Here is a 24188-nt window from a genome sequence, read left to right as displayed (position 1 = left end):
AATGGCTTCGACTCCGAGTCCTTCCGACGGCCGTGCCGGAATCACCGCCGCACTCGTGGAACGTTTGATCGCCGCGCAGTTCCCCCAGTGGAGCGGCCTCCCCGTGACACCGGTGGAGGTCGACGGCTGGGACAACAGGACGTACCGCCTGGGTGACGCGATGACGGCCCGCCTGCCCACCGGCGCCGGCTACGTTCCCGCGGTCGCCAAGGAGAACGAGTGGCTGCCACGGCTCGCGCCGTCACTGCCCGTAGCCGTCCCGCCCGTCCTGGCCAAGGGCGAGCCCGGCGAGGGATACCCCTTCCCGTGGTCCGTACGCGGCTGGCTGGACGGAGAGACGGCGGCCCGCGGCCCCATCGACGACATGGCGCAGTTCGCGGTCTCGGTGGCCGAGTTCGTCCTCGCGCTGCAACGCTGCGACGGCGTCGGGGGACCGTCGGCCGGAAAACACAGCTGGTACCGGGGCGCGTCGCTCACCCATTACGACGACGAGACCCGGCGCTGCCTCGCGGCGCTCGACGGCCATGTCGACACGTCCCGGGCGGCCGCCGTGTGGGAGGCCGCGCTCGCGGCGCGGTGGCAGGGGACGCCGGTGTGGTTCCACGGAGACATCGCCACGGGCAACCTGCTCGTCGCCGACGGCAAACTCACGGCCGTCATCGACTTCGGCACGTCGGGCGTCGGCGACCCCGCCTGCGATCTGGTGATCGCCTGGTGCACGTTCTCCGGAGACAGCCGCGAGGCCTTCCGCCGCACGGTCGCCCAGGACGCCGGCACATGGGCCCGAGCGCGCGGCTGGGCCCTGTGGAAGTCCCTGTTGGTCATGTCCCAGTCGCTCGGTACCGACCCGGAAAGCGCCGCGTCCAATCACCGCGTGATCGACGAAGTCCTGGCCGACCACGCCCGATTCGGCGGTGCAGGCAACTGACGGCCTGCACGAGGACTGCGCGCTCAACTCGCTCAGCAGGCCGGGCAGTTCACCACACGCCCCGATTTGGGGCCACGGCCTGCGGCGGCGTCGCCTTCGGGGAGAGGTTCTGGAGCTTGGACACGTCGACCGAGTCTTCCTTCGACGGAGTCGCGGTCGGCACGGGCCGGTTGTAGTCCGTGAGCGTCATCGTCGTGTTCAGGTCGCCGCTCTTCTGGGTGGCACGCACGAGCCGGTGCGGGTCCTTCGCGGTGATGAACAGGACGACGTCGCTGCCGTCGTTCCTGCCACTCACCGGCACGACGTTCGTGCCGTCCACCTTGATCTGCTTGCCCTTCGTCAGCTTCTCGGGGGGCGCACCGGTGGGGCCACCGTTCACCTGGGCCTGGAACGCGTTCAAGTCGCAAGTGTCGCCCAGGCTCTTGAGCAGGCCGTCGTTCGCATTGCCGTGCACATAGCGCCCTTTGAAGACCTGGGCCGCGAGCTCCCCCGCGCCGCCCTCGACCTGGGACTTCCAGAACGTGGTGTCGGGCTTCATCCACAACTCGTCGCCGCGTTTGACGAGTTCGACAGTGCCGCCATTGGCGCCGCCCGTGCCCATCTTCAGAGATCCGGCGCAGTTGCCGTTCTGGTCCAGGACGAGATCCAGGACCGCGGGGGACCGGGCGTCGGCGGGTCCCGTGGAGTTGCTCCTCAGGAGCATATGGAGGGACTTCGCGTCGAGCAGTTCCTTCTTCGCGTCGTCCGCGAGCTGCTGCGCGCTCAGCTTCGACGCGTCGCCCCCGTCGTCCGCGAACGCCGGAACTCCCGCGAGAGCTGTCACGCACGCGACGGCAGCGCTCACCGGGATCAGTGCGGCCTTGCGATGCCTCGACACACACCACTGCATGGTGTCACCTCGCAGACGGGACGCTCGCTCGTGAACGCAATTAAATTGTACATTTCGGGCTGATGGCCGTCGCGGCGGCAGTGCGCTGCGCCCCATGGACGGGGCGGCGGGATCAGCGGGGTGGACGGGTTGGAGATCATCGCCGTCCTGGACGCCGAGGCGTTCGAGAGCCGGCTCGGGAGCACCGCGCTCGGCAGGAAGGTGCCCCCGGGGCCAGTGGTTCCGGGTGAACGTCGACAAGCTGCTCAACAGTGAACCCGGCCGGCCCAACTTCCCTTTCTGTCCGGTCACTTGATGCGGTCTCCTGTCGCCCGGACGCCCCGTGACGACTCCGCCGGGCGGACCTGGTGGATTCCAGGCCCGCCCGGCGGCGGGTCGCGTCATGCGCGGTGGCGCGTCAGCAGCTCAGGTTGTCGCCCGGTGTGGTGCCCAGGATCTGGACGAACGCCTTGTACCGGTCGATGCGGCTCTGGACCTGGCCGGGGTTGCCGCCGTTGCACTCCAGGCTGCCGTTGATGGAGCGGATCGTCTCGCCGAAGCCGGCGCCGTTCACCATGGCGTTGTGCGGCGTCATGGTGCCGGGGCCGTTCTGCGTGTTCCAGTACCAAAGGCCCGTCTTCCAGGCCACGGCCGCGTCCTGCTCCACCAGGTACGGGTTGTGGAGGAGGTCGATGCCGAGCGCGTCGCCCGCGGCCTTGTAGTTGAAGTTCCAGCTGAGCTGGATCGGGCCGCGGCCGTAGTACGCGGCGGTGCCCGCCGGGCAGCCGTAGGGCTGGCTGGTGTCGCAGTAGTGCGGGTAGTTGGCGGTGTTCTGCTCGACGATGTACACCAGACCGCCGGTCTCATGGTTGACGTTGGCCAGGAACGCCGCGGCCTCCTGGCGCTTGACCGTGTCGCTGCCGGTGTTCGCGAAGCCGGGGTAGGCGCTGAGCGCGGCGGTCAGTCCGCTGTACGTGTAGAACGGATTCCTGTTCGGGAACATCTGGTTGAACTGGGCCTCGCTGACGACGAAGCCGGACGGATCGGGGTCGCCGGGGTTCGTCCCGCCACCGCCGCAGGCGCCCTGGTCCGCCCAGACGTCGGAGGTGCCGGGGGTCTCGTTCTGGGTCCACCACTTGGCGTTCCAGTTGTGCCCGTTGTACGAGGCCGATCCGCCGCCGGTGTAGACGGACGAGGAGTTCCAGGGTGCGGCGCACTCGGCCGCCGATGCCGTGGTGGCAGGGCCGATGACGACCACGGCACTGACCGCGGCCAGGGTGGCGACAAGACTCGTGACGCGTTTGATCATGCCAACGCTCCTTCGGCGCGGCGCGAGTTGGGGATCCCGGCGCCGCCATGGGGGGTGTCGGTCACTCAAGCGAACCTGGTCTGAACCTGTCAAGGTCTAGACCAAAAGCGACCGCCGTGGTGGCAGGGATTCGGCCTGGGCTTCGGCCGAGGAGCAGCCCGCACCGAAGGAACGGGATGTTCGCGATACAGGCAAGCCCCTGGACCGCTCGACGAACAGTCCAGGGGCTTCTGAACTGCGGGAACGCGGGCGCGCCGGGGTGGTCCACGTCACCTTGGCGCGAAGACGCGCATGGGATGCGTCAAGGCCGCGCACCCCGCCGTATGGGAGGCGTCAAGGGCGGGCGATCCCGGTCCTGAACGGGGGTTTCCTCGCATGCCTCATCCCGACGACGATCGGCGCACTGCTCTCCGCGATCGGCACCGCGGGCATGGACCGCCTGGACCGCCTCGTCCAGCACAACGTCCTCGCCATGTCCGGCAGGACGGTCGAGGCCGCCGGTGACGTATCGACCCTGCTGCTCGACAAGACGGGGAGGATCACGCTCGGCAACCGGCAGGCCGCCGAGTTCGCGCCCGTCAAGGGCGTCACCGCGGCCGAACTCGTCGACGCCGCCCAGCTGTCCTCGCTGTCCGACAAGACCCCCGAGGGCCGCTCCATCGTGGTCCTCGCGAAGGAGAAGTGCGGGCTGCGCGAACGCCACCAGGGCGAGCCGGCCGGCGCCGAATGGATCGCCTTCACCGCCCAGACCGTCACGTCCTCCGGCTCCGGCCTCGACCCGGACGTCTCCCCCCCCAGTACGCGAAGATCCAGATCCACCGCGTCGCGGAGCGGAACCACCTTCCGGTGAACCAGGTGCAGCAGCTCGTGGAGGCCCACACCGACGGGCGGGTCGCCGGCTTCGTGGGCGAGCCCCGCGTGAACGTCCTCGAACTCAACATCGCGCTCAAGGACTTGGCCGCGAAGAGCTGATCGAGAACGGAACAAGGCTGATCGGGAACGGAACAAGACGGAAGCCGGCGGCTCGGGAGACTTTCCCCGTGCCGCCGGCTTCCGTTATGCGCTAGAGCGAGCCCTGCCCGCCGCTGTTGAGCGCCGGCGTCTGCTGCGTCGGCATGGCGCGCGGCAGCGGCGCCGGCATCACCCGTTCCAGATCCCGCAGGGTCTGTTCGGCTACGGCACGGACCTGGGCGGGGATGTCGCCTCGTTCCTGGATGAGCCGACTGTAGATCGGAGCTTCGTGCTGTGCGGCCCACACGTCGAGACTTCCCTCTTTCCTTGGCTGGCGACGCCCCCGGCACCGGAGGAATCAGCCAACGAGTCTACCGGTGACCTTTCCTGCGTAGGCAAAGTGTCCATATCGGGGGACGAGCGACCCTGAGGAGGGTATGGATCGTCGGAACGCTTCCGGGCGCTCCGACTTCGATGTGGCCCGGGAGAAGAATCACGACGTGGAGGTTGAGAGTGCGCTACCGCGAGCTGGGCCGCAGCGGAATGTCGGTGTCCGAGATCGGCTACGGCGCCTGGGGCATCGGCGCGTCCGGGTGGGTGGGCGCCACCGAGGACGAGTCCGTACGCGCCCTGCACCGTGCCGTCGACCTCGGGGTGAACTTCATCGACACCGCCCGTGGCTACGGCGAGAGCGAGCGGATCGTGGGCCGGGTCGTGCGCGAGCGGACCGGCGACGAGGTACTGGTGGCGACCAAGGTCCCGCCGATGAACAGGATCTGGCCCGCGCCCGACGGCATCGACCCCGTCGAGGCGTTCCCCGGCGCCCACATACGCGAGAGCGTCGAGACCAGCCTGCGGGTCAGCGGCCTCGACCACTTCGACGTGGTGCAGTTCCACGTCTGGAGCGATGAGTGGGTGGGCCGGGGCGACTGGCTGCAGACGGTCGAGGAGCTGAAGAAGGAGGGGAAGATCCGCCTGTTCGGCGTCTCGATCAACGATCACCAGCCGGACAACGCCCTCGCCCTCGTGCGCAGCGGCGCCGTCGACACCGTGCAGGTCATCTACAACATCTTCGACCAGGCACCCGCCGACGCGCTGCTGCCCGCCTGCGAAGAACACGGCGTCGGGGTCATCGTCCGCGTGGCGCTGGACGAGGGAGGGCTCACGGGGCGGATCACTGCCGGTGCCACGTTCCCCGAGGGCGACTTCCGGGCGCGCTACTTCCGTGACGACCGGCCGGCGCAGGTCGAGCGGAAGGTCGCCGCTATCGTCGCCGACCTGGGCATCGCGCCCGACGAGATCGCCGAGAACGCGCTGCGCTTCGTGCTGAGTTCGCCCGCAGTCTCCACCGTCATCCCCGGCATGCGCACCGTACGCAACGTCGAGCGCAACACTGCCCTGAGCGACGGACGGCCGCTGACCGCGGACCAACTCGCCGTCCTGGCCGGGCACCGCTGGCAGCGTAACTTCTACGGATGATCTCCACAGAGAGGCTTCACGAGGTGCACCCCGCGAACGACGCCGTTCCGGACAGCGTCTCCAACGGGATGGTGAGCATCTCCGGTGGCACCGTCGACCTACGGGACGACCGGCGCGGCACGCGCTGGACGGCGGACATCGCCCCGTTCCTGCTCGGCCGCCATCCCGTGACGGCGGGTCTCCTCCGCTCCGCCACCGGCGCGGCCCCGGCTCCCGCCACGAGCGATGCTTCGCCGGTGACGAACGTCAGCTGGCTGGACACGATCGACATCTGCAATGTCATCTCCGCGCGCTCCGGGCTGACACCTGCCTACACCCGCGACGCCGGCAGCGGTGAGGTGACCTGTGACTGGAACGCCGACGGCTACCGGCTGCCGACGGAGGCCGAGTGGCAGTACGCCTGCAAGGCGGGCACGGAGGGCTACCGGTACGGGGCGATCGACGACATCGCCTGGTACGCGGAAAACTCCGGCGGCGGAGTCCGCGATGTCGGCTGCAAGGCCCCCAACGCGTGGGGGCTGCACGACATGCTGGGCAACGTCTGGGAGTGGTGCTGGGACCTGTACGACGAGGAGGTCTACGGCTCTTACCGCATTTTCCGCGGCGGTGGCTGGGCCGAGTCGGAGCGTGGCTGCGGGGCCTCGGTGCGGCGCCGCAGCCACCCGACGTTCGCGATCGACGACCTCGGGTTCCGGCTGGCCCGCACCGTGTGACAGCAGGGGAGGAGCCCCCGCGCAACATGCGCGGGGGCTCCTTTCAGGCTCTGGTCAGGAGCCGTCGCGGTGCAGGGAGTCCTGGACTCCGCGGGCGCGGTCGTGGGCGTCGCCCATTGTCTTCTTGGCCTGGCCCTTCGCCTGCTCGGCGCGGCCCGCAGCCTCCTTGCGGCGATCACCGGTCGCCTTGCCGGTCATCTCCTTGGCCTTGCCCTTGACCTTGTCCATGCCGCCCTTGTCAGCCATTACGACTCCTTTGTCTTGTACGGCTCTTGCTCGACCAACGTAGAACGGCGGCGCCGAAGCCGCGCGGCGGACGACTACGCTCCGTGAGAGTCGGCGCTCCTGGGCAGCTCAGGCCGGGGCGGGGTCCGGTCCGCATGACGCAGAATCGCTCGGACTGTCACGCGGGGCGTCCGGGTCGATGCGGGCGGCCGGGGCGTCAGAGACGTCCTCAACCCGGTCCAACGGCACCTGCCTGCCCCTTCGTCCATGGCCGGCGTGTCCCAGCGCGACACCTCCGCGATGGCCTCGCCGAACCGCTCTCCGCCTGGCACCGTCCCGGAGCCGCTCGTGCTCTACGGACACGGCATGCCGCTCGTGCTCTACGGACACGGCATGGGCACCCAGTCGGCGCTCGATCTGTCCCGTGGACTGATGACGGACGAGTCGTTGTCCGGCTCATCACGGAACTGGCCGTGCTTCGGAGGGAGTTGGAGCCCTCGCGCGAGGCCGCCACGTGAACCGCGATGTCGGCGATGTCCCGCGCCGTCCGTTCCGGAGGCAGCGCGGGCGCGACGATGTGGCTGATGGCCATGCGGACGACGGCGTCGACCATGAGACGCCGACGCTCGTCGGGGATCGTCGGCCAGGCCTCCCCTGCGTAGTCGGCGATCAGGGTGCAGGTACTGCCGAAAATCTGCTCCGAGCGCGTCGTGATGTGGGCGACAAGGACGCGGTCCTCGCCCACGTTGCTGGTGAGGACGGACGTCACCGGGTTGTCCGCCGCGAGGCTCAGCGCGAAGCCGACCCCCGCGGCGGTGCCCCGTCCCAGGTCGTCCGGGTGCTTGCGCAGCTCGGCCGCGATGCCGAGAAGGAACCGGCCGCCTCCCTCGACACGAGTGACTGGCCCACCGCGTCCAACGACCCGAAATGCTCGTGCACGACCGCCCGGGTCACACCCGCGGCAGTGACGATGTGTGCGTCATCCGGAGCTTCGCCCAGCCGGTCTCCGCCACCAACGCATGGGCGGCGTCGAGCAGTTGATCCCGGATCGACGAGGGGGACGTATCGGGAACGCGGTTCATGCAGTCCTCTGGGTCGAATGAGCACCACTTACTGGCGTCCGGCCCAGGGACTGCCCGCCCTCGCCCCCCGGTCAGCCGCCCACGTAGGCCGCGAGGTGCTCGCCGGTGAGGGTGGAGCGGTCCGCGACGAGTTCGGCGGGGGTGCCCTCGAAGACGATCCGTCCGCCGTCGTGACCGGCGCCGGGGCCAAGGTCGATGATCCAGTCGGCGTGGGCCATGACCGCCTGGTGGTGCTCGATCACGATGACGGACTTGCCGGAGTCGACGAGCCGGTCGAGCAGCCCGAGCAACTGCTCGACGTCCGCGAGGTGAAGGCCGGTCGTCGGCTCGTCGAGGACGTAGACCCCGCCCTTCTCGGCCATGTGCGTCGCCAGCTTGAGCCGCTGGCGCTCACCGCCGGACAGCGTGGTGAGCGGCTGCCCGAGGGTGAGGTAGCCGAGCCCGACGTCGGCCATCCGCTGAAGGATCTTCTGCGCGGCCGGTGTGCGCGCCTCGCCCGCGCCGAAGAACTGCTCGGCCTCGGCCACCGGCATCGCAAGCACCTCGCTGATGTCGCGCCCGCCGAAGTGGTAGTCGAGGACCGAGGCCTGGAACCGCTTGCCCTCGCAGTCGTCGCAGGTGGAGGCGACACCGGCCATCATCGCCAGGTCGGTGTAGATGACGCCCGCGCCGTTGCAGGTGGGGCAGGCGCCCTCGGAGTTCGCGCTGAACAGCGCCGGCTTCACACCGTTGGCCTTGGCGAACGCCTTGCGGATCGGGTCGAGCAGTCCGGTGTACGTCGCCGGGTTGCTGCGCCGCGAGCCGCGGATCGCGGCCTGGTCGACCGTGACCACCCCGTCCTGCCCGGCCACCGAGCCGTGGATCAGGGAGCTCTTGCCCGAACCCGCGACGCCGGTGACGACGGTCAGTACGCCGAGCGGGATGTCGACGTCGACGTCCTGGAGATTGTTGGTGCCCGCGCCGCGCACCCCCAGCTTCCCCGTGGGCGTCCGTACGGTCGGCTTCAGGGAGGCGCGGTCGTCCAGGTGCTGCCCGGTGAGGGTGTCGCTGGCGCGCAGCCCCTCGACCGTGCCCTCGAACACCACCTCGCCGCCCTCGGTGCCCGCGCGCGGGCCGAGGTCGACGACGTGGTCGGCGATCGCGATCGCCTCCGGCTTGTGCTCGACGACGAGCACCGTGTTGCCCTTGTCCCGCAGGCGCAGCAGCAGGTCGTTCATCCGCTGGATGTCGTGCGGGTGCAGCCCGATCGTCGGCTCGTCGAAGACGTACGTGACATCGGTCAGGGACGACCCGAGGTGGCGGATCATCTTGACGCGCTGCGCCTCACCGCCGGAGAGCGTGCCCGCCGGGCGGTCGAGGCCGAGGTAGCCGAGCCCGATCTCCACGAACGAGTCGAGGGTGTCCCCGAGCGCCTTCAGCAGCGGCGCCACCGACGGCTCCTTCAGGGCCCGCACCCACTCGGCGAGGTCGCTGATCTGCATCGAGCAGGCGTCGGCGATGCTGATCTTCTTGATCTTCGACGACCGGGCCGCCTCGCTGAGCCGCGTGCCGCCGCAGTCCGGGCAGGACGTGAACGTCATCGCCCGCTCCACGAAGGCGCGGATGTGCGGCTGCAGCGAGTCGATGTCCTTCGACAGCATCGACTTCTGGATCTTCGGGATCAGACCCTCGTACGTCAGGTTGATGCCGTCGACCTTGATCTTGGTCGGTTCCCGGTGGAGCAGATCGTGCAGTTCCTTCTTGGTGAACTTACGGATCGGCTTGTCCGGGTCGAAGAAGCCGCAGCCGCGGTAGATACGGCCGTACCAGCCCTCGACGCTGTAGCCGGGGACGGTGAGCGCACCCTCGTTGAGCGACTTGCTGTCGTCGAACAGCGCCGTCAGGTCGAAGTCGGTGACCGAACCCCGGCCCTCGCAGCGCGGACACATGCCGCCGACGATGCTGAAGCTGCGCCGCTCCTTCACCGTCTCGCCGCCGCGCTCGATGGCGACCGCACCCGCGCCGCTGATCGACGCGACATTGAAGGAGAACGCCTTCGCCGAGCCGATGTGCGGCTTCCCGAGCCGGCTGAAGAGAATGCGCAGCATCGCGTTGGCGTCGGTGGCCGTGCCGACCGTGGAGCGGGCGTCGCCGCCCATCCGCTCCTGGCCGACGATGATCGCGGTCGTCAGACCGTCGAGTACGTCGACCTCGGGCCTGGCCAGTGTCGGCATGAAGCCCTGCACGAACGTGCTGTACGTCTCGTTGATCATCCGCTGCGACTCGGCGGCGATCGTGCCGAAGACCAGCGAACTCTTGCCCGAGCCGGAGACACCGGTGAACACCGTCAGCCGGCGCTTCGGGAGCTCGACGCTGACGTCCTTGAGGTTGTTCACGCGCGCACCGTGCACGCGGATCAGATCGTGGCTGTCGGCAGCGTGCAGCGCAGCTGACTGCGCCTGCGTCCCCTTGGCCATGCTCATCGTGTCTCCATCTGTTGCGCGGGACCGCCCTCGCGGACCCCGTCGGCGTCGCCGCTCGATCTAACCAGCTTCGAGCCGTCCGCCTGGTCTTCTTCTGTTCCTGAGCTCCTGAGCTCCTGGCTTATGAGCTTCTGCCCGGCGCCCGGCAGGCCGGGCCGCCCGTCAACGGTCCTGGAGCAGCCCGAGGACGTTCCCGTCGGGGTCGGTGAACGTGGCCACGAGGCGGCCGCCGCCGACGTCGTGTGCCGCCTCCTTCACCACGGCACCCGCGGCCGTGACCTCGGCCAGCTTGGCCGCGATATCCGGTACGTGCCAGTACGTCACCGGCGAGGTCATGCCCCCGCCGCCCGGCACGAGCCCGATGTGCTGGCCCTCGACGTCGAAGCCGACGTAGTAGGGCGCGTCGGCCGTCGGCTCCGCGCCGAGTAGGGCGACGTACACGGCCTTGGCCTTCTCCAGGTCGGAGACAGGGTGCAGCACGGTCTTGATTCCCTGGGTGGAAGAGCTGGTCATGATCACTCCTGAAGGTGGTGGGTGTGGCGGCCGTCGTCTGGTTCCAGGACGGCGGGAGAGCTGCCGTGAGGGGCGCTGTCCACGGAGTTCAGGCTAGGCGCGGCTCATGAGCGGCGCTTCTCCAAAACTGCTCACTTTCGGCGGCCCTCCGTCCCTCCGTGGAGTCGGGCACGGGTTCGAGCGTTCCGCGCGACGAGTGGACCGTCGTCCGGTGACGACACCATGGGGCCGCTCAGGCGTTGGGGTTGCCGTGGAGCGGGTGCAGTGACGGTTCTGCACAGGGTGGCCGCGGGCTACGGACGGCGGTGACTGCCGACGGACGAGGGGCAGGAATGTGCGGAGCATGGCGGACGTGTGGACACGCAAGGGCGGCGACAGCGCGCCGTCGGCGGAGGGCCGCGGCCACGTGCCCGGTCCTCTGGTGGGCCGGGAGGTGGAGTCGCAGGCCCTGCGTACCCTCCTGGAGAACCATCGGCTGGTGACGGTGGCCGGCGAGGTCGGCGTGGGCAAGAGCCGACTCGCGGCGGAGGCGGTCGCCGGCTTCGGTGCGCGGGGGTCGGTGGAGCGTGTCCTCGGCGTGGGCAAGGGCCGGCTCGCCTCGGACGCCGTCGCCGGCGTCGGCGCGCAGGGGGCCGGGCCGCGCGTCATGGTCGTCCGCTGGCCGGGGGGCGGGCAGGATGCCGGGTCCGGTGGTGCCGGGCCGGAGGCGCCCGCCTCGCTGACGGCGGCCGTCCTGGAGGCGGCGGGTGGGATCCACGGGCGGCGCCGCGCGGCCGGTGCCGGTGCCGGTGCCTGTGCCGGAGCCCTCGCCGAGCGGCTGCGCGCCGCTGACGTGCTGCTCCTCCTCGACGACGTCGATCCGGTCCATGCCGAGTGCGTGGGCATGGTGCAGACACTGCTGGAGTTCGTACCGTCGCTGCGTGTGCTCGTGACCGCGCGCCGGCCCCTCGGGCTGGGCGGCGAAGCCGTGCTGCGTCTCGCGCCGCTCAGCGCCGAGCCCGCCGACGACGACCGGGCCGCGCCTGCCGTGGAGCTGTTCCTGGAGCGGTTCCTGGCGCGGGCGGGCGCCGCCTTCGACTCCGGCGATGCGGAGCTGAATTCGGTGGCAGACATCTGCCGATACGTGGGCGGCCTTCCGCTCGCGGTCGAATTGGCTGCGGAGCAGGCCGCCAGGAGCAGTGTGGGGGAGGTCGCGGCCCGGCTCGAGGAACACCAGTGCTGGCTGAGCGCACCGGACATGGCCGCGCCTCGGCACCGGTCGCTGCGGGACGCCGTCGCCGCGGCCTACGTGCTGTGCGACCGCGATGAGCGGATCGTGTGGGCCCGCGCCAGCATTCTGGCCGGAGACTTCGACGAGTCGACGGCTGCGTTCGTCTGCGCCGGCGGCGGCCTGGCCCCGGCCCGGGTGCCCGCATGTCTGACCCGTCTCGCCGCGATCGGCGTCCTGACTCCGGTCCGCGACCCCGGCGGCATCCGCGAACCGCGGTACCGGATGGCCCCCGCCGCCCACGACTTCGGCGGCGAACGGCTGCGTGAGGCAAGGGAGTTCGAGGTCGCCGCCGAGCGCCGCGCGATCCACTTCCACCGGGTGGCCGCCCTCGCGGAGAGCCTGTGGAGCCTCGGCAGCCAGCCACAGGCCGTACGGCTCGTCCTTGACGAGGCCGAAGGGCTCAGGGCGATGCTGGAGTACGCGCCCCGGCAGCCCGAACTCGCGGCGGCGGCCCTGGAGTCCGTACTGAACCTGTGGTTCTGGTGGGCGGTCTACGACGCAGCCGACGAGGGGCGCCGCCATCTGCTGCGACTGCTCCCGATGTGCCGCTCGGACACCCTCCTGATCGCGCGCGGCCTGTGCCTCGCGGCCTGGCTCACGGCGTACGACGACCCTTGCGGAGCGAACGAGCTGCTCCAGCACGCGTGGCCCGCCGCCGTCCTGGCGGGGGACGACGCGACGATCGGCCGGATCGCGCACGTACAGGGCATGCTGGCGCTCCACGGGGGCGACCGCGAACGGGCCGCCGAGCAGTTCCAGGAGGCGGCAGGCACGATCCCGTCGCACGCTCCCGGCGGACTGCCGCCCGCAGTGAGCCTGGCCGCTCTCGCTGTGACGCAGGCGGAGCGGTCGCCACGGGCGGCGCGCCGGAGCGCCCGCCGCGCCCTCAGCCAGCCCGGCATCAGCGGCGACGCCTGGGCGTGCCTCGTCGCCCGCCACGCCCAGGCGTTCGTCGACCACAGCGACGGCCGCTCCGGCAGGGCCCGGCAGCGGGCACACCGCGCGCTCGCCGCCCTGGACGGCCGGCTGCCGGCTCCGCACGGCTGCGCCGCGCTGCGGGATCTGATCACTGACATCGACCGGGGGAGCCGCAGCGGCCTGCCGACGGTGCCTGTGCCACGGGGGCGTACGGCAGTGGCGCTTCCTGCACAGGTCGGGAGCGGCATCCTGGGCTGAGTCGGCGGCGGGACCGCGTCAGGCCGTCGGCGCACCGGGGACGCGGCGGCTGCCGCCGTTGCGCTCCTGCCACAGCCGGTACACGTCGACGGCGTTGTCCCGCGGCTCGTGGCGCATGGGCAGGCGCCGCTCGGTGTAGTCCTTGGCGAACTCGCCGTAGAAGGTGTCGAGTTCGAAGTACTTGCGGTCGTCGACGTAGTGCGGCTCGTAGGCGTCGCGGGTGGTGAGGAAGACGACCTCGTCGGGGGAGCAGTAGTACAGCGAACCCAGGCACATCGGGCAGGGGTGGGCGAGTACGTAGATGGTGGCGCCGACCAGGTGCTCGGTGCCGAGCTTGCGGCAGGCGTCGCGGATGGCGAGGATCTCCGCGTGCGCGGTGGGGTCGGAGGTCTGGGCCACCCTGTTGGGGCTCTCGGCGAGGATCTCGCCGTCCCTGACAATGACGGTGGCGAAGGGGCGTCCGCCCTCTTCGACGTTCTGGCGGGCGAGGTCGATGGTGCGCTGGGCGAAGTCCATGGAGGTCCTCCGGGGGATTGCGTGACCGGCTGCGGTATTGGTGCTGACGAAGACTCAGAAAGGCTTCGTGGGCAGGTACTTGCCGTCGAGGGTGATTACGGCGCGCTCGCCGCCCTCGGGGTCGGCGACCTTCTTCACGTCGAGCTTGAAGTTGATCGCGCTGATGATGCCGTCGCCGAACTGCTCGTGGACGAGCGCCTTGAGGGTGGTGCCGTAGACCTGGAGCATCTCGTGGAAGCGGTAGATGGTCGGGTCGGTCGGAATGCCGCCGGGGATCGAGCCGCGCGTCGGGATGGTCTGCAGCAGCAGGGCCGCGTCCTCGTCCAGGCCGAGGAGTTCCGCGACGGCCTCGGCGGACGTCTTCGGCAGGGCGTGCTGGCCGAGCACGGCGGCGGTGACGAAGGCCGGCGACAGCCCGGCGGCGTCGGCGATCCGCTGCCAGGTCAGGTCCTTACGGGTCTTGGCGGCGACGGCAGCGACGGCGAGGGTCTCGCGGGCGGTGGGGTCGAACTGGGCGTGCGGCATGGGGGCATTCCTCTTTCGGGGTGCGGGGTGCGGGGTGCGGGGTGCGAGGTCCGGGATTCCGGGTTCGGGTTCTGTGTTCTTCGGTTCTGGTCGGTGCGGTCAGGCCGCGATCGCGGTGGCGTCGACCGGTTCGACGGCTCCGGTGGCGATGTCGAACACCCAGCCGTGCAGCGTGAGCGTTCCGTCGGCCAGAGCGCGGGCCACGGAGGGGTGGGTGGCCAGGTTCTGCAGTTGTGCGGACACGTTGGCCCGCACCAGGGCGGCGACCCTGCCGGGACCCGACGCGGCTTGGACGGCGGCGGCCCGGGCCCGCGCGGCGTCCGCGTGCCGCAGCCACCTGGAGACGACCGGCGCCGCGCTCAGGTCGTGCCCCTCGGCCAGGGCGGTCATTGCCCCACAGGCGGAGTGGCCGCAGACGACGATGTCGCTCACGTGGAGCACGGCGACGGCGTACTCGATGCTCGCGGCGACGCCGTCGGGGTTCGACGCGTAGGCCGGGACCAGGTTGCCCGCGGTGCGGACGACGAACAGCTCGCCGGGTTCGCTCTGCGTGATCAGCTCGGGGACCACGCGGGCGTCCGAGCAGCCGATGAAGAGCGTCGTCGGGTGATGGGCCGTGGCCAGGTGGGCGAAGAGCCCTGCCTTCGCGGGAAAGACGTCGCGGCGGAAGCGTGCGAGGCCGTCCGAGAGATCGTGCATGGGTCACTCCCTTCGGTGACTGCCGGCCCGTCGGGCTGACGAAATCCACCATGCATGACCAGCTGCTATAGCGTCCAAGACGCGCTGGCCATGACTCCTATCGATGACATCTATTTCTCCGCCTATAGTCGGGGTATGGGTCCCGAACTTCGTCATCTCCGCTATCTGATCGCGGTGGCCGAGCACGGCAACTTCACCCGTGCCGCTGAGGAGCTGCGCATCTCCCAGCCGACCCTGTCCCAGCAGATCAAACAGATGGAGCGGGTCGTCGGCGCCCAGCTGCTGGACCGCAGCGGCCGCACGGTGCGCCCCACCGACGCCGGCGAGGCCTACGTGTTCTACGCGAAGCGTGTACTGCGGGACCTCGCGGCCGCCGACCGCGCCGTTGTCGACGTCGCGGACCTCTCGCGGGGCCACCTCCGTCTCGCCATGACGCCCACGTTCACCGTCTACCTCATCGGCCCGCTCGTGGACACGCTCCGCAGCCGTCATCCCGGAATCACCGTCGACGTACGGGAGATGACGCAGGATCACATCGAGGCGAGCCTGCTCGCCGACGAACTCGACCTCGGGATCGCCTTCGAGGGGGCACATCAGGCGGGTATCGCCGCCACAGCGCTGTTCACCGAACACCTGAGCCTCGTCGTGAGTGCCGACGACGATGAGCTCCGGGGCGGCCGTCCGCTGCCCGTACGCGAACTCGCTGACCGTCAACTAGCCCTGCTCAGCGGTGATTTCGCGACCCGGGGTCACATCGACGACTATCTTGCGGCGTATCGCGTCGACCCGACGGTCGCCGTCGAGGCCAACAGCATCCTGGCACTTACCGAGATCGTGCGCCGCTCACGCCTGCTCGCCACGGTGCTCCCCGACGCCATCGCCGAGGACCACCCGCACCTTCGGCCCGTCCCTCTCGACCCGCCCCTGCCCACCCGCACCGCCGTGCTCCTGCGCAGGGGGAGCGCCTACGAGAGCGCGGCCGCGCGCGCGTTCGCCCGTCTCGCGCGCGACCTGGTCAAGGACCGCGGCTACCGGCAGGCCTGACCGCGCTGAGGCGCCGGCGGAGGCGCGTGCGGGCTGCCGCCCCGCTACTTACCCGGGGGTAGGCCAACGCACCTCCCTTGTTATACGGTCCGTCTAACAAGCGGGCGGGTGGCCTCTGCAGAGCCCCCGTCCACCTGTGCTGACCTGGTGTCTTCGCGGAGCCGGCAGGCGGCGCCCCGCCGACGGGCCACGGCAGCGCGACGGAGTGGCGGTCCGTGGCCCCGTGCGTGCGCGCCCGCACGGTGGCATCCGTGATCAGCCCCGCGTACCCCCGGGTGTACACACGGACGGCGACGGACACGGCAGCGCACCGACAGGGAGCGCACCGACGGACAACACACACCGACGGACAACGCACACGTCTGATCCAAGGAGCCGCAGCATGGCAAGCAGCACTGTTCGGCCGGAATCGCATGAACTCCACGACGAGCGCGGCGTCTCGCAACGACTGCTGGAATCGGCGGCCGTGCTGGCGTACGACCCGGCGACCGAAGTGGACTGGGAGACGCCGCTGGACAAGGACTTCCACGGCGCGAGCCCGGAGTGGAGCACCCTCTACGGCACCGCCTACTGGGCGGAGCTGACCGAGGAACAGCGCAAGGAACTGACCCGGCAGGAAGCCGCTTCGGTGGCGAGCACCGGCATCTGGTTCGAGATGATCCTTCAGCAGATGGTGCTGCGGGACATGTACGCCAAGGACCCGACGAAGGCCGACTTCCAGTGGGCCCTCACCGAGGTCGCCGAGGAGTGCCGCCACTCGATCATGTTCGCCCGCGGCGCGCAGAAGCTGGGGGCGCCTGCCTACCGGCCGCACCGGTTCGTCATCGAACTCGGCCGCGTGTTCAAGACGCTCGCCTTCGGGGAGACGGCGTACGTCGCGATCCTGGTCGCCGAGGAAGTCCTCGACGTCATGCAGCGCGACTGGATGCGCGACGAGCGGGTCGTGCCGTTCGTCCGCACGATCAACAACATCCATGTCGTCGAGGAGTCTCGGCACATGAAGTTCGCCCGCGACCAGACGCGCAAGCGCCTCGCCGGTGCGGGCCGGCTGCGCCGCCACATCAACGCCTTCCTGGTCGCGACCGCGTCCTACTTCATCGTGACGAGCATGGTCCGCCGGCAGGTCTACGAGAGCGCAGGGCTCGACGTGAAGCGCGCCGTGGCCGAGGCCGGGGCCAACGAGCACCACAAGTCCATGATGCGTGCGAGCTGCTCGGGCCTCATGGAGTTCCTGGCCTCCGCACGGCTGCTCACCAGGCCGGCGCTGGCGTTCTACAAGCGTGCCAACCTCATCTGAACCGACGTGAGTTGACGACATGACGTACGCCATCACCCAGACCTGCTGCAGTGACGCGACCTGTGTCGCCGTGTGCCCGGTCAACTGCATTCACCCCACCCCCGAGGAGCGGGCGTTCGGCAGCACCGAGATGCTGCACATCGACCCGGTGTCCTGCATCGACTGCGGCGCGTGCGCCGACGCCTGCCCGGTCGACGCGATCTTCCCGGTGGACCGTCTCGCCCCGGAGCAGAAGGAGTACGCCGCGATCAACGCCGCGTACTTCGAACACAGGGACAGGCATACGGATTCGGGCACGGACGCGGTCGAGGACGGCCCCACCTTCCATGCCTGGGGCAGCCCTTCGTTCCCGCGCGTCCTGCCGTCCGACCTCGCGCCGCTCAGGATCGCCGTCGTCGGCACCGGACCGGCCGGGATGTACGCGGTGCAGGACCTGCTGCTGCACACCAACGCCGAGGTGACCCTCATCGACCGGCTGCCGGTGGCCGGCGGCCTCGTGCGATACGGCGTGGCGCCGGACCACCCGGCCACCAAGAAGGTCGGCGAGACCTTTGCCAGGTTCCACACCCATCACCGGGTACGGATGCACCTGGGCCTCGAAGTGGGTGACGACGTCACCGCCCAGGAGCTGGCCGAGCACCACGACGCGGTCGTCTACGCCGTCGGGGCCGCAGCCGACCGCCGTCTGTCCGTACCCGGCGAGGACCTCACCGGCAGCATCTCGGCCCGCACCTTCGTCGCCTGGTACAACGCCCATCCGGACGTGGCGCACGAAGCGATCGACCTCTCCGCCGAACGCGTCGTGGTCGTCGGCAACGGCAACGTCGCCCTCGACGTCGCCCGCATCCTCCTCGCCGACCCGGACACCCTCGCCCGCACCGACATCGCCGACCACGCGCTGAAGGCGCTGCGCGCAAGCTCCGTACGCGAAGTGGTCCTGCTCGGGCGCCGTGGCCCCGAGGATGCGGCGTACACCACGCCGGAGCTGCTGGCGCTCAAGCACGTGCCGGGCCTGCAACTGCTCGTCGACGACCATGATCCCCGTATCGCCGCGGCCATCGACGAGGCCGGTCCGAAGGACAGGGCCGCCGTCCTGAAGGGCGTTCCCCGCGGCGGCTTCGACGGGGACGTGGCACCGCCGCCCGGGCGGCGCATCGTCCTCCGCTTCCACAGCTCGCCCGTCGAGCTGCTCGGATCGGAACAGATCGAAGCCGTGCGCACCGACGGGGTGTCGGGGGAGCGGGTGATCGCGGCCGGGATGGTGCTGCGCGCGATCGGCTACCGCGGAGGCCCGCTCTCCGGCCTCCCCTTCGACGAGGCCACCGGCACCGTTCCGCACGAGGGCGGACGCGTCACCGGCATGCCCGGAACGTACGTCGTGGGCTGGATCAAGCGCGGCCCCAGCGGCGGAATCGGGGCCAACCGCACCTGCGCCGCCGAGACGGTCGCCACGCTGCTGGCCGACGCCGTCTCCGGCGCGCTGCCGACGCCACCGCACGCGCCCAAGGCCTTCCACCGGCTGGTCAGGCGCCGCAACCGGCGCGTCCTCGACGCGAAGGGCCTCGCGGCGATCGAACGGGCCGAGGCCGCGCGGGGCCGCGAGGCCGGCCGGCCACGGGTCAAACTGGCCACGGTCGACGAGCTGGTGGCGAGCGCGAGGCGTCGGCGCGTGCTCCGGTGAGGTGAACCGGGCGGCCCGGAGCGGCAGTTGGCGGCGCCGGGCCGGGATCTATCCGGAGGTGGGTGTGGGGCCGCCCGCGGCGGGACGGCGCGAGCGCATCATGGCGACGTAGACGGCCGCGGAGACCAGGATCCCGACCGGAAGGGAGAGGTCCGTGCCGCCCGCCGCCCGGGCGATCGGCCCGGTGTACATCGGCGTGTTGACGCACTGGGACGCGACGGCGGTGGCGACCACCAGGGCGGTCACGCCGGCCCAGTTGACACCGCCCGAGTACCAGAACGCGCTGCCTCGGGACTCGTCGGTCAGTTCCCTCCCGTCGTAGCGGTTGCGGCGCCACAGGATGTCGGTGGCGTAGATCGCGATGCTCGGGCCCATCAGCGCCACCATGAGTTCGAGCACGTTGTTCACGGTGTCGAGGAAGTTGGAGACGAGCAGCGCGTACAGCGTCAGCGCCACGCCGAGGGCCCCGTCGAGGGCGACGCTGCGGGACCTGCGGATCCGGACGCCTATCGACTGCAGGGCGAGGCCGGAACTGTAGGCGGTCATGGCGTTGTTGCAGATCGCGCCGAGGATGACGGCCAGCAGGAAGGCCGGCTTGAACCAGCTCGGCAGGATGCCCTCGAGAGCGGTCTGCGGGTCGGACATGTCGAGCGCGGTGCCTGCCAGGGCGCCGAGTGAGGTGAACAGGACGCTGGGCACGTAGGCGCCGAGGGTGGTCCAGCCGGCGATCGCTGTGGGCGAAGTGGTGCGGGGCAGGTAGCGCGCGAAGTCGGCGCTGTTGCTGTACGAGAGCGGCGCGGAGGCGACGAGCGTGATGCCGCCTATCACCACGGACCACAACTCCGTGCCGTGGAGCGGGTGTGGGGGCGCGTAGCCCCAGTCGACGTGGCCGAGCACGTAGCCGGCCAGGACGACGAAGACCGCGGTCAGGGCCAGGCTGAACGGCAGGTAGAGCTTCACGATGGTGGCGTGGCCGTACACGCTGATGGCGAGCGTCGCCGCGGCCAGCACCACGATGACGACGACCTTGACGCCCGTCGTGAGCTCGAAGCCGGCCTTGTCGACGAGGCTGAAGGCGGAGAGCGAGGCCGCGGCCCAGCTGAGGGCCAGATAGCAGACGGACACGAACCAGCCGGTCAGGGCGATGTTCGCCCGGTTGCCCCGGACGCCGAACATCGCCCGCGTGATCACCTGGCTCGGGGTGCCGGCCGCGGGACCGCTCACGGCGACAAGGCCGACCAGCACCCAGCACAGGTTGCCCGCCGCGATCACGCCCAGCGCCTGCCAGAGGCCGAGGCCCATCAGGATGAGGGCGCCGCCGACCACGAGGCTGAGATAGCTGACGTTGGGCGCCGCCCACACGGCGAACAGCTCGCGGGCGCGTCCGTGCCGCTCGGCGTCCGGGATGAAGTCGATGCCGTGCGCCTCCACACGCCCGGCCCGGTCGGCGGGGGGTGCGGCGGCTTGCGTCGTGGGGTCTGGGATCGTGGGAGCCATGCAGTCCTCCGAACAGGCGAGCACGGGAGCCGACTTGTCTATTGGTCAGGAATCCAATAGTGAGCAGGGGGTGCCGTCAAGCACTCCGCCGAAACGCGTGCGGAAGAATCCCGAGGCCCGCCGCGCCGAGATCGTGGCCGCCGCGGCGGCGATCGCCCTCGCGGAGGGCCTCGAATGCATCACGATGCGCCGGGTCGCGGACGAGCTCGCGGTGCGCCCCGGCCTGATCAGCCACTACTTCCCGGTCGCGGAGGACCTCGTCGCCGAGGCCTTCGGCGTGGCGGCGGCGACCGAGCTGGACGAACTGATTCCCGCCGACCGGCCCGAGGGCGCGGCGCTGGAGGACCTGGCCCGCTTCTTCCTCCTGACCACGGGGGACCGTTTCGACGGCATGAGCCGGCTGTGGCTCAACGCCAGACACCTGAGCCGCTACCGGGACAGGCTGTGCGACCGCGTCGGCCACCAGGAGGCCCAGTGGCGCGAACGTCTGACCCAGCTCATCCGCGACGGCGTAGCGGCCGGGGTCTTCCGTACCGAGGACCCCGAGGTGACCGCCATCCAGATCCTCGTGGTCCTGGACGGCCTCGGCGTCCACGCCAACACGGAACGCACCAACCGCCCTCCAGCGGTGACAGCCATGGCGATCACCACCGCGGAACGCGAACTCGCCGTCCCTGCCGGGACGCTCGCCGAACTGATGGCGGCCCCGCGCTAGTTGAACCCGGCCACCCCCGACGCCCCGACCTGCCCAGCGCGCCGGGCAGGTCAGCCCTGGCGTGACGCCACGCAGCGGGTGCGCCGCTCGGGGGCGATGGCCAGGTCGAGGCCGGTCCGGACCATCGCCAGTGCGCCGTCCAGTACCGCCTCGTCCCCGGCCGAGCCGGAGACCTCCTCGGCGAACTGCGGGGTGCGCGGCATGTCTTGGGCGCCCAGCACCCCGATCGCCGGGTGAATGGCGGGCAGGGCGTGCGTGAGGTTGCCCCTGTCGGTGGAACCGCCCGTACCCACCGGCGACGGGCCCGGCTCCGGGACCTCCCGGCCGGTCGCCCGCAGGTTGCGGGCGTAGGCGTCCATCAGTGACGGGTCGTGGCACACGTGCAGGTGGTCGGGCTGGATGTGGCGCACCTCGGAGACCGCATCCGTCACGGTCTGGGAGTCCTGCGGCGCGCCGGCGCTCCTCGACGTGGTCGTCGCCCGCCGCGTGGGGCGCCCGCAGAGCCGGCCCGGGCGGGCGCTCGCCCCGGAGGCGGCCGTCGCCACCGCGGAGTGAGCCCGGCCCGGGCGCAGCTCAGTCGCCGAGGGCCTTCTTGAGCTCCGCCTTGTCCATGGACGACCGCCCGTGGATGTTGCGCCGCTGCGCCTCCGCGTACAGCTGGTCGTACGTGAGGCCCCCGGCGCCGGAGTGCGAGCGCTGCCCGCCACGCTTGCCGGACGACATGTCCTGCGTCGAACTCCTGCTTGCCGTACGGGACTCACCGGCCCGGGCGCGCTCCTTGTTGACGGTGCGGGCGGCGATCTCCTCGGCCCGCTTCCTGCTCTCTCCCCGCTCCTCGGCGCTCTCCTTGATGTGCTCGTACTGGCGCTCCCGCTTGGCGTTCGACCCTCGGGGCATGGCGGCCTCCTCCTGAGTGACCGGGGATGTGCGTGGTCACGGGTTGGTGAGGCGGAGCTGGACCTCGACCTCCTGGTCGCCGGCGACGGTGCCGACCTTCTCGACGGCGAAGGCCGCGTCCAGGGTCCGGCAGAGGCGTTCCACCGCCACGGGGCAGCCCTGGAGGTCGGCCGTGACCGTTCCGGCAAGGGCTACGCCGGAGACCTCGGCGGGGGCGTGCTCCACGAGGAAGTTGCCCGTCCACGCGGCGGGGCGCGGCCCCTCGTTGCCGTGGGGGACGGCCTCGCCGCGGTCGGAGTCGAAGTGGTCGCCCAGGAGGTGGAAGACCGCGTCGGCGTCCGGCGCGGAGCAGTCGCCGAGCACGACCTCCACCAGGTCCCGGGACGAGGGGGCCTCCGCGGGGAAGGCTGTCGAAGCTGATGTTCCGTTCACGTCGTTCTCCGTAATCTCTCGGTGGAAACGGGTGGTCCTGTCACGGCCCACTCGGGCCTCCTTCCCCGTCGTCCGGCGCAGGCGATGTAACCGGCAGCTCCACCGGTGCCAGTGGCCACATGGCCGGCCCCTGAAGCACCGAACCGTCCGTGGCGAAGCGCGAGCCATGGCACGGGCACTCCCACGTCGTCTCCGCCGCGTTGAACGCCACGATGCAGCCCAGATGTGTACAGCGCGCCGAGACCGCGCGGACCGTGCCGTCCTCGGCGCGGTAGACGGCGCACCGGTGTCCGTCGACGCGCACCACCGCGCCCGATCCCGGCGGGATCTCGGTGACGGAGTCGACATGGGCGGTGTGCAGCCGGTCGCGGACGAAGTGCCGGGCGACATCGGCCTGTTGCCGCAGCAGAGCGGGCGCTTCCCGCACCGCGCTCCACAGGCGGCGGGGGTCGTACAGCCCGGCCCAGGGCGGCTCGTCGCCGGTGATCAGCCCGCTCAGCAGCTGCCCGGCGAGGACGCCGCTGCTCATGCCCCACCCGCCGAAGCCCGTCGCCACATACGCGTGCCGGGCCCCGGGATGCAGCGGGCCGATCATGGGAATCCCGTCGCCCGGGTCGTTGTCCTGGGCTGCCCAGTGGTACGCGGTGTCCTCCACGGCGAAGTGCTCGCGCATCCACGAGTCGAGCCGGGCGAAGGACGCCGCCGCGTCGCCCGTACCCGGTGTGAAGCTCTCCCCGGTCACGATGAGCAGCCGCCGCCCGTCGGCGCCGTACGGAGCGGTGCGCACCGAACGCCTGCCCTCGTCCTCGGTGATGAACATGCCGAGCGGGCCGGGGTAGGAGGCGAGCGGCGCGGCGACGACGAGTTCCCGGCGTGGCTGGAGTCGGGCGAACAGGAACGCGCGGTCGAAGATCGGGTAATGGGTGGCGACGACGACGGCGTGCGCGGTCACCGTGTGCTGCGCCTCGGTGGTCACCGTGCACGGGATGCCGCCGAGCATCTCGGTCACCCGGGACCGCTCGAAGATCACGCAGCCCTGGGCGACCAGATCCTCGGCCAGGCCCAGCAGGTACTTGCGGGGGTGGAACTGCGCCTGGTCGTCCACCCGGACCGCGCCCGCGACGGCGAAGGGCAGACCGGTGTCCTCGGTGTACCGCGCGGGGAGACCGGCCTCGCGGGCTGCCTCGGCCTCGGCGCGCAGCACCCCCGTGCCCTCCTGGCGGACCGAGTAGGTGAAGGCCGGGGCGCGCTCCAGATCGCAGTCGATGGCCACACCGGCACAGATCTCGGCGACGCGCTCCACCGCGCCCTGCTGCGACATGGCGTACAGCCGAGCGGCCTCCTCGCCGTGCGTGCGGCTCAGGCGGTCGTACACGAGGGTGTGCAGCGCGGACACCTTGGCCGTGGTGTAGCCGGTGACTCCGGCGGCGATGCGGTCGGCCTCGAGGACGGCGACGGTCCGGCCCGCGCGCGTCAGCTCCCAGGCGGTGCTGAGCCCGGCGATTCCGCCGCCGACCACCGCGACATCGACCTCGACGTCCTCGTTGAGAGACGGGTAGGCGGTCGTGCCGCTGGTGTGCATCCAGTACGACTCGCCCCGCCCCGGCAGTTCCAGTCTCGGCGCCACGGTCAGGCCTCCTTCCCGTCACCCGCGATCGGGGTCCCGCGCCGTGCCCCGTAAACCCCCGCCCTCAGACATGGTGACCGCGATACCGGTGAGGCGCTCGTCGAGGGGGGAGGTCTTCGGAAGGCGGGCGCGAGGACTCGCGGAGGGGAGGCGCTGTGTCCTCGCGCCCTACGGCCGTCGCCCAAGTCATCCCGGCGGCGGCCGCTCCCCGCCGGCTGCCACCCTTGCTCCCGAAGGGGCCGGGGGCAGGGGGCGGAGTTCAGCCCCTGATCCCAGTGTCCT

Annotated in this window: 26 protein-coding genes and 1 pseudogene; 11 read left to right on the top strand and 16 right to left on the bottom strand. The window is 70.8% G+C overall.

The features are described from left to right. Position 1: 1 nt before the first annotated feature. The gene (locus CG723_RS18515) at positions 2–928 is read left to right on the top strand and encodes an aminoglycoside phosphotransferase family protein (RefSeq protein WP_100594536.1); all 927 of its coding nucleotides are present in this window, start codon (positions 2–4) and stop codon (positions 926–928) included. A 49-nt stretch (positions 929–977) separates the two neighbouring features. Here CG723_RS18515 and CG723_RS18510 read toward each other — a convergent pair whose 3' ends face one another. Further along, positions 978–1751, bottom strand: a complete 774-nt coding sequence (locus tag CG723_RS18510; RefSeq protein ID WP_234374375.1) for a hypothetical protein — start codon at positions 1749–1751, stop codon at positions 978–980. Positions 1752–2214: 463 nt separating this feature from the next. Next, positions 2215–3105 carry a glycoside hydrolase family 19 protein gene (locus tag CG723_RS18505; protein WP_100594535.1) on the bottom strand — a complete coding sequence of 297 codons (891 nt, stop codon included), beginning with the start codon at positions 3103–3105 and terminating at the stop codon, positions 2215–2217. 370 nt (positions 3106–3475) lie between these two features. Here CG723_RS18505 and CG723_RS47600 point away from each other — a divergent pair. Then, positions 3476–3889 (top strand): annotated as a pseudogene (locus CG723_RS47600) (potassium-transporting ATPase subunit B); the annotation flags it as partial. Between the two features lie 62 nt (positions 3890–3951). Continuing rightward, positions 3952–4077, top strand: coding sequence for a potassium-transporting ATPase subunit C (locus CG723_RS49255; RefSeq protein WP_442802567.1), 126 nt, complete (start codon positions 3952–3954; stop codon positions 4075–4077). A gap of 91 nt (positions 4078–4168) precedes the next feature. Here the strand turns inward: CG723_RS49255 and CG723_RS18490 are convergent, their stop codons facing one another. Beyond that, positions 4169–4363 (bottom strand): hypothetical protein, encoded by a 195-nt coding sequence (locus CG723_RS18490; protein ID WP_100594534.1) that lies wholly within the window; start codon positions 4361–4363, stop codon positions 4169–4171. 206 nt (positions 4364–4569) lie between these two features. Here CG723_RS18490 and CG723_RS18485 point away from each other — a divergent pair, with 206 nt between their 5' ends. Continuing rightward, entirely contained in the window at positions 4570–5535 is a 966-nt protein-coding gene (locus CG723_RS18485) for an aldo/keto reductase (protein WP_100594533.1), read from the top strand. A gap of 68 nt (positions 5536–5603) precedes the next feature. After that, a complete protein-coding gene (locus tag CG723_RS18480) occupies positions 5604–6248 on the top strand; it encodes a formylglycine-generating enzyme family protein (RefSeq protein WP_100594680.1) in 645 nt (214 codons plus the stop codon). A gap of 54 nt (positions 6249–6302) precedes the next feature. On the opposite strand, the gene CG723_RS18475 is transcribed toward CG723_RS18480, so the two are convergent. The 5 genes from CG723_RS18475 to CG723_RS18465 form a co-directional block, all read right to left on the bottom strand. Then, the gene (locus tag CG723_RS18475; protein ID WP_100594532.1) at positions 6303–6494 is read right to left on the bottom strand and encodes a CsbD family protein; all 192 of its coding nucleotides are present in this window, start codon (positions 6492–6494) and stop codon (positions 6303–6305) included. A gap of 208 nt (positions 6495–6702) precedes the next feature. Continuing rightward, positions 6703–7302 carry a hypothetical protein gene (locus tag CG723_RS49250; protein ID WP_442802572.1) on the bottom strand — a complete coding sequence of 200 codons (600 nt, stop codon included), beginning with the start codon at positions 7300–7302 and terminating at the stop codon, positions 6703–6705. Between the two features lie 121 nt (positions 7303–7423). Then, positions 7424–7555 (bottom strand): hypothetical protein, encoded by a 132-nt coding sequence (locus CG723_RS48675; RefSeq protein WP_267893704.1) that lies wholly within the window; start codon positions 7553–7555, stop codon positions 7424–7426. A 71-nt stretch (positions 7556–7626) separates the two neighbouring features. Continuing rightward, positions 7627–10017 carry an ATP-binding cassette domain-containing protein gene (locus CG723_RS18470; RefSeq protein WP_100594531.1) on the bottom strand — a complete coding sequence of 797 codons (2391 nt, stop codon included), beginning with the start codon at positions 10015–10017 and terminating at the stop codon, positions 7627–7629. A gap of 162 nt (positions 10018–10179) precedes the next feature. After that, positions 10180–10530 (bottom strand): VOC family protein, encoded by a 351-nt coding sequence (locus CG723_RS18465; protein ID WP_100594530.1) that lies wholly within the window; start codon positions 10528–10530, stop codon positions 10180–10182. Between the two features lie 343 nt (positions 10531–10873). On the opposite strand from CG723_RS18465, the gene CG723_RS18460 reads away from it, so the two are divergent. After that, positions 10874–12976 carry an ATP-binding protein gene (locus tag CG723_RS18460; RefSeq protein ID WP_100594529.1) on the top strand — a complete coding sequence of 701 codons (2103 nt, stop codon included), beginning with the start codon at positions 10874–10876 and terminating at the stop codon, positions 12974–12976. Between the two features lie 18 nt (positions 12977–12994). On the opposite strand, the gene CG723_RS18455 is transcribed toward CG723_RS18460, so the two are convergent. From CG723_RS18455 to CG723_RS18445, 3 genes are all read right to left on the bottom strand, one after another. Further along, complete coding sequence (locus tag CG723_RS18455; RefSeq protein ID WP_100594528.1) at positions 12995–13492, bottom strand: nucleoside deaminase; 498 nt, start codon at positions 13490–13492, stop codon at positions 12995–12997. Between the two features lie 54 nt (positions 13493–13546). Next, complete coding sequence (gene cynS, locus CG723_RS18450; RefSeq protein ID WP_100594527.1) at positions 13547–14017, bottom strand: cyanase; 471 nt, start codon at positions 14015–14017, stop codon at positions 13547–13549. A 99-nt stretch (positions 14018–14116) separates the two neighbouring features. After that, positions 14117–14716 carry a carbonic anhydrase gene (locus tag CG723_RS18445; protein WP_100594526.1) on the bottom strand — a complete coding sequence of 200 codons (600 nt, stop codon included), beginning with the start codon at positions 14714–14716 and terminating at the stop codon, positions 14117–14119. A gap of 135 nt (positions 14717–14851) precedes the next feature. On the opposite strand from CG723_RS18445, the gene cynR reads away from it, so the two are divergent. The 3 genes from cynR (at position 14852) to CG723_RS18430 (ending at position 18738) form a co-directional block, all read left to right on the top strand. Beyond that, positions 14852–15760: a transcriptional regulator CynR gene (gene cynR, locus CG723_RS18440; protein WP_100594525.1), complete on the top strand. Its 909-nt coding sequence runs from the start codon at positions 14852–14854 to the stop codon at positions 15758–15760. A gap of 382 nt (positions 15761–16142) precedes the next feature. Next, positions 16143–17057, top strand: a complete 915-nt coding sequence (locus CG723_RS18435) for an AurF N-oxygenase family protein (RefSeq protein ID WP_100594524.1) — start codon at positions 16143–16145, stop codon at positions 17055–17057. 19 nt (positions 17058–17076) lie between these two features. Next, the gene (locus CG723_RS18430) at positions 17077–18738 is read left to right on the top strand and encodes an FAD-dependent oxidoreductase (RefSeq protein ID WP_100594523.1); all 1662 of its coding nucleotides are present in this window, start codon (positions 17077–17079) and stop codon (positions 18736–18738) included. Between the two features lie 48 nt (positions 18739–18786). On the opposite strand, the gene CG723_RS18425 is transcribed toward CG723_RS18430, so the two are convergent. Next, on the bottom strand, positions 18787–20235 hold the full coding sequence (locus tag CG723_RS18425; RefSeq protein ID WP_100594522.1) for a purine-cytosine permease family protein: 1449 nt from the start codon (positions 20233–20235) through the stop codon (positions 18787–18789). A 70-nt stretch (positions 20236–20305) separates the two neighbouring features. Between CG723_RS18425 and CG723_RS18420 the strand changes: the two genes are divergently transcribed. Next, positions 20306–20950, top strand: a complete 645-nt coding sequence (locus CG723_RS18420) for a TetR family transcriptional regulator C-terminal domain-containing protein (RefSeq protein WP_442802566.1) — start codon at positions 20306–20308, stop codon at positions 20948–20950. 50 nt (positions 20951–21000) lie between these two features. Here the strand turns inward: CG723_RS18420 and CG723_RS18415 are convergent, their stop codons facing one another. Then, on the bottom strand, positions 21001–21360 hold the full coding sequence (locus tag CG723_RS18415) for a hypothetical protein (RefSeq protein ID WP_159032481.1): 360 nt from the start codon (positions 21358–21360) through the stop codon (positions 21001–21003). Here CG723_RS18415 and CG723_RS46245 point away from each other — a divergent pair. Beyond that, entirely contained in the window at positions 21350–21505 is a 156-nt protein-coding gene (locus CG723_RS46245) for a hypothetical protein (protein WP_159032480.1), read from the top strand. The genes CG723_RS18415 and CG723_RS46245 overlap by 11 nt on opposite strands. Positions 21506–21523: 18 nt before the next feature. Here the strand turns inward: CG723_RS46245 and CG723_RS18410 are convergent, their stop codons facing one another. The 3 genes from CG723_RS18410 to CG723_RS18400 are packed head-to-tail and all read right to left on the bottom strand — an operon-like array spanning position 21524 to position 23861. Next, positions 21524–21847 carry a plasmid stabilization protein gene (locus CG723_RS18410; protein ID WP_100594519.1) on the bottom strand — a complete coding sequence of 108 codons (324 nt, stop codon included), beginning with the start codon at positions 21845–21847 and terminating at the stop codon, positions 21524–21526. A gap of 36 nt (positions 21848–21883) precedes the next feature. Then, entirely contained in the window at positions 21884–22279 is a 396-nt protein-coding gene (locus CG723_RS18405; protein ID WP_159032479.1) for a hypothetical protein, read from the bottom strand. Between the two features lie 40 nt (positions 22280–22319). Then, a complete protein-coding gene (locus tag CG723_RS18400; RefSeq protein WP_100594679.1) occupies positions 22320–23861 on the bottom strand; it encodes an FAD-dependent oxidoreductase in 1542 nt (513 codons plus the stop codon). Positions 23862–24188: the final 327 nt, after the last annotated feature.

This window comes from Streptomyces sp. CB01635 (genome assembly GCF_002803065.1).
Lineage (GTDB): Bacteria > Actinomycetota > Actinomycetes > Streptomycetales > Streptomycetaceae > Streptomyces.
Note: the sequence above shows the minus strand (reverse complement) of the source record. Positions and strands in the feature narration are given on the sequence as shown.

Coding starts and splice junctions, on each gene's coding strand:
- CG723_RS18515 (WP_100594536.1), top strand. CDS start 2: ATGGCTTCGACTCCGAGTCCTTCCGACGGCCGTGCCGGAATCACCGCC.
- CG723_RS18505 (WP_100594535.1), bottom strand. CDS start 3,105: ATGATCAAACGCGTCACGAGTCTTGTCGCCACCCTGGCCGCGGTCAGT.
- CG723_RS18480 (WP_100594680.1), top strand. CDS start 5,604: ATGGTGAGCATCTCCGGTGGCACCGTCGACCTACGGGACGACCGGCGC.
- CG723_RS18475 (WP_100594532.1), bottom strand. CDS start 6,494: ATGGCTGACAAGGGCGGCATGGACAAGGTCAAGGGCAAGGCCAAGGAG.
- CG723_RS48675 (WP_267893704.1), bottom strand. CDS start 7,555: ATGAACCGCGTTCCCGATACGTCCCCCTCGTCGATCCGGGATCAACTG.
- CG723_RS18470 (WP_100594531.1), bottom strand. CDS start 10,017: ATGAGCATGGCCAAGGGGACGCAGGCGCAGTCAGCTGCGCTGCACGCT.
- CG723_RS18465 (WP_100594530.1), bottom strand. CDS start 10,530: ATGACCAGCTCTTCCACCCAGGGAATCAAGACCGTGCTGCACCCTGTC.
- CG723_RS18460 (WP_100594529.1), top strand. CDS start 10,874: ATGGCGGACGTGTGGACACGCAAGGGCGGCGACAGCGCGCCGTCGGCG.
- CG723_RS18455 (WP_100594528.1), bottom strand. CDS start 13,492: ATGGACTTCGCCCAGCGCACCATCGACCTCGCCCGCCAGAACGTCGAA.
- cynS (WP_100594527.1), bottom strand. CDS start 14,017: ATGCCGCACGCCCAGTTCGACCCCACCGCCCGCGAGACCCTCGCCGTC.
- CG723_RS18445 (WP_100594526.1), bottom strand. CDS start 14,716: ATGCACGATCTCTCGGACGGCCTCGCACGCTTCCGCCGCGACGTCTTT.
- cynR (WP_100594525.1), top strand. CDS start 14,852: ATGGGTCCCGAACTTCGTCATCTCCGCTATCTGATCGCGGTGGCCGAG.
- CG723_RS18435 (WP_100594524.1), top strand. CDS start 16,143: ATGGCAAGCAGCACTGTTCGGCCGGAATCGCATGAACTCCACGACGAG.
- CG723_RS18430 (WP_100594523.1), top strand. CDS start 17,077: ATGACGTACGCCATCACCCAGACCTGCTGCAGTGACGCGACCTGTGTC.
- CG723_RS18425 (WP_100594522.1), bottom strand. CDS start 20,235: ATGGCTCCCACGATCCCAGACCCCACGACGCAAGCCGCCGCACCCCCC.
- CG723_RS46245 (WP_159032480.1), top strand. CDS start 21,350: ATGTGGCGCACCTCGGAGACCGCATCCGTCACGGTCTGGGAGTCCTGC.
- CG723_RS18410 (WP_100594519.1), bottom strand. CDS start 21,847: ATGCCCCGAGGGTCGAACGCCAAGCGGGAGCGCCAGTACGAGCACATC.
- CG723_RS18400 (WP_100594679.1), bottom strand. CDS start 23,861: ATGCACACCAGCGGCACGACCGCCTACCCGTCTCTCAACGAGGACGTC.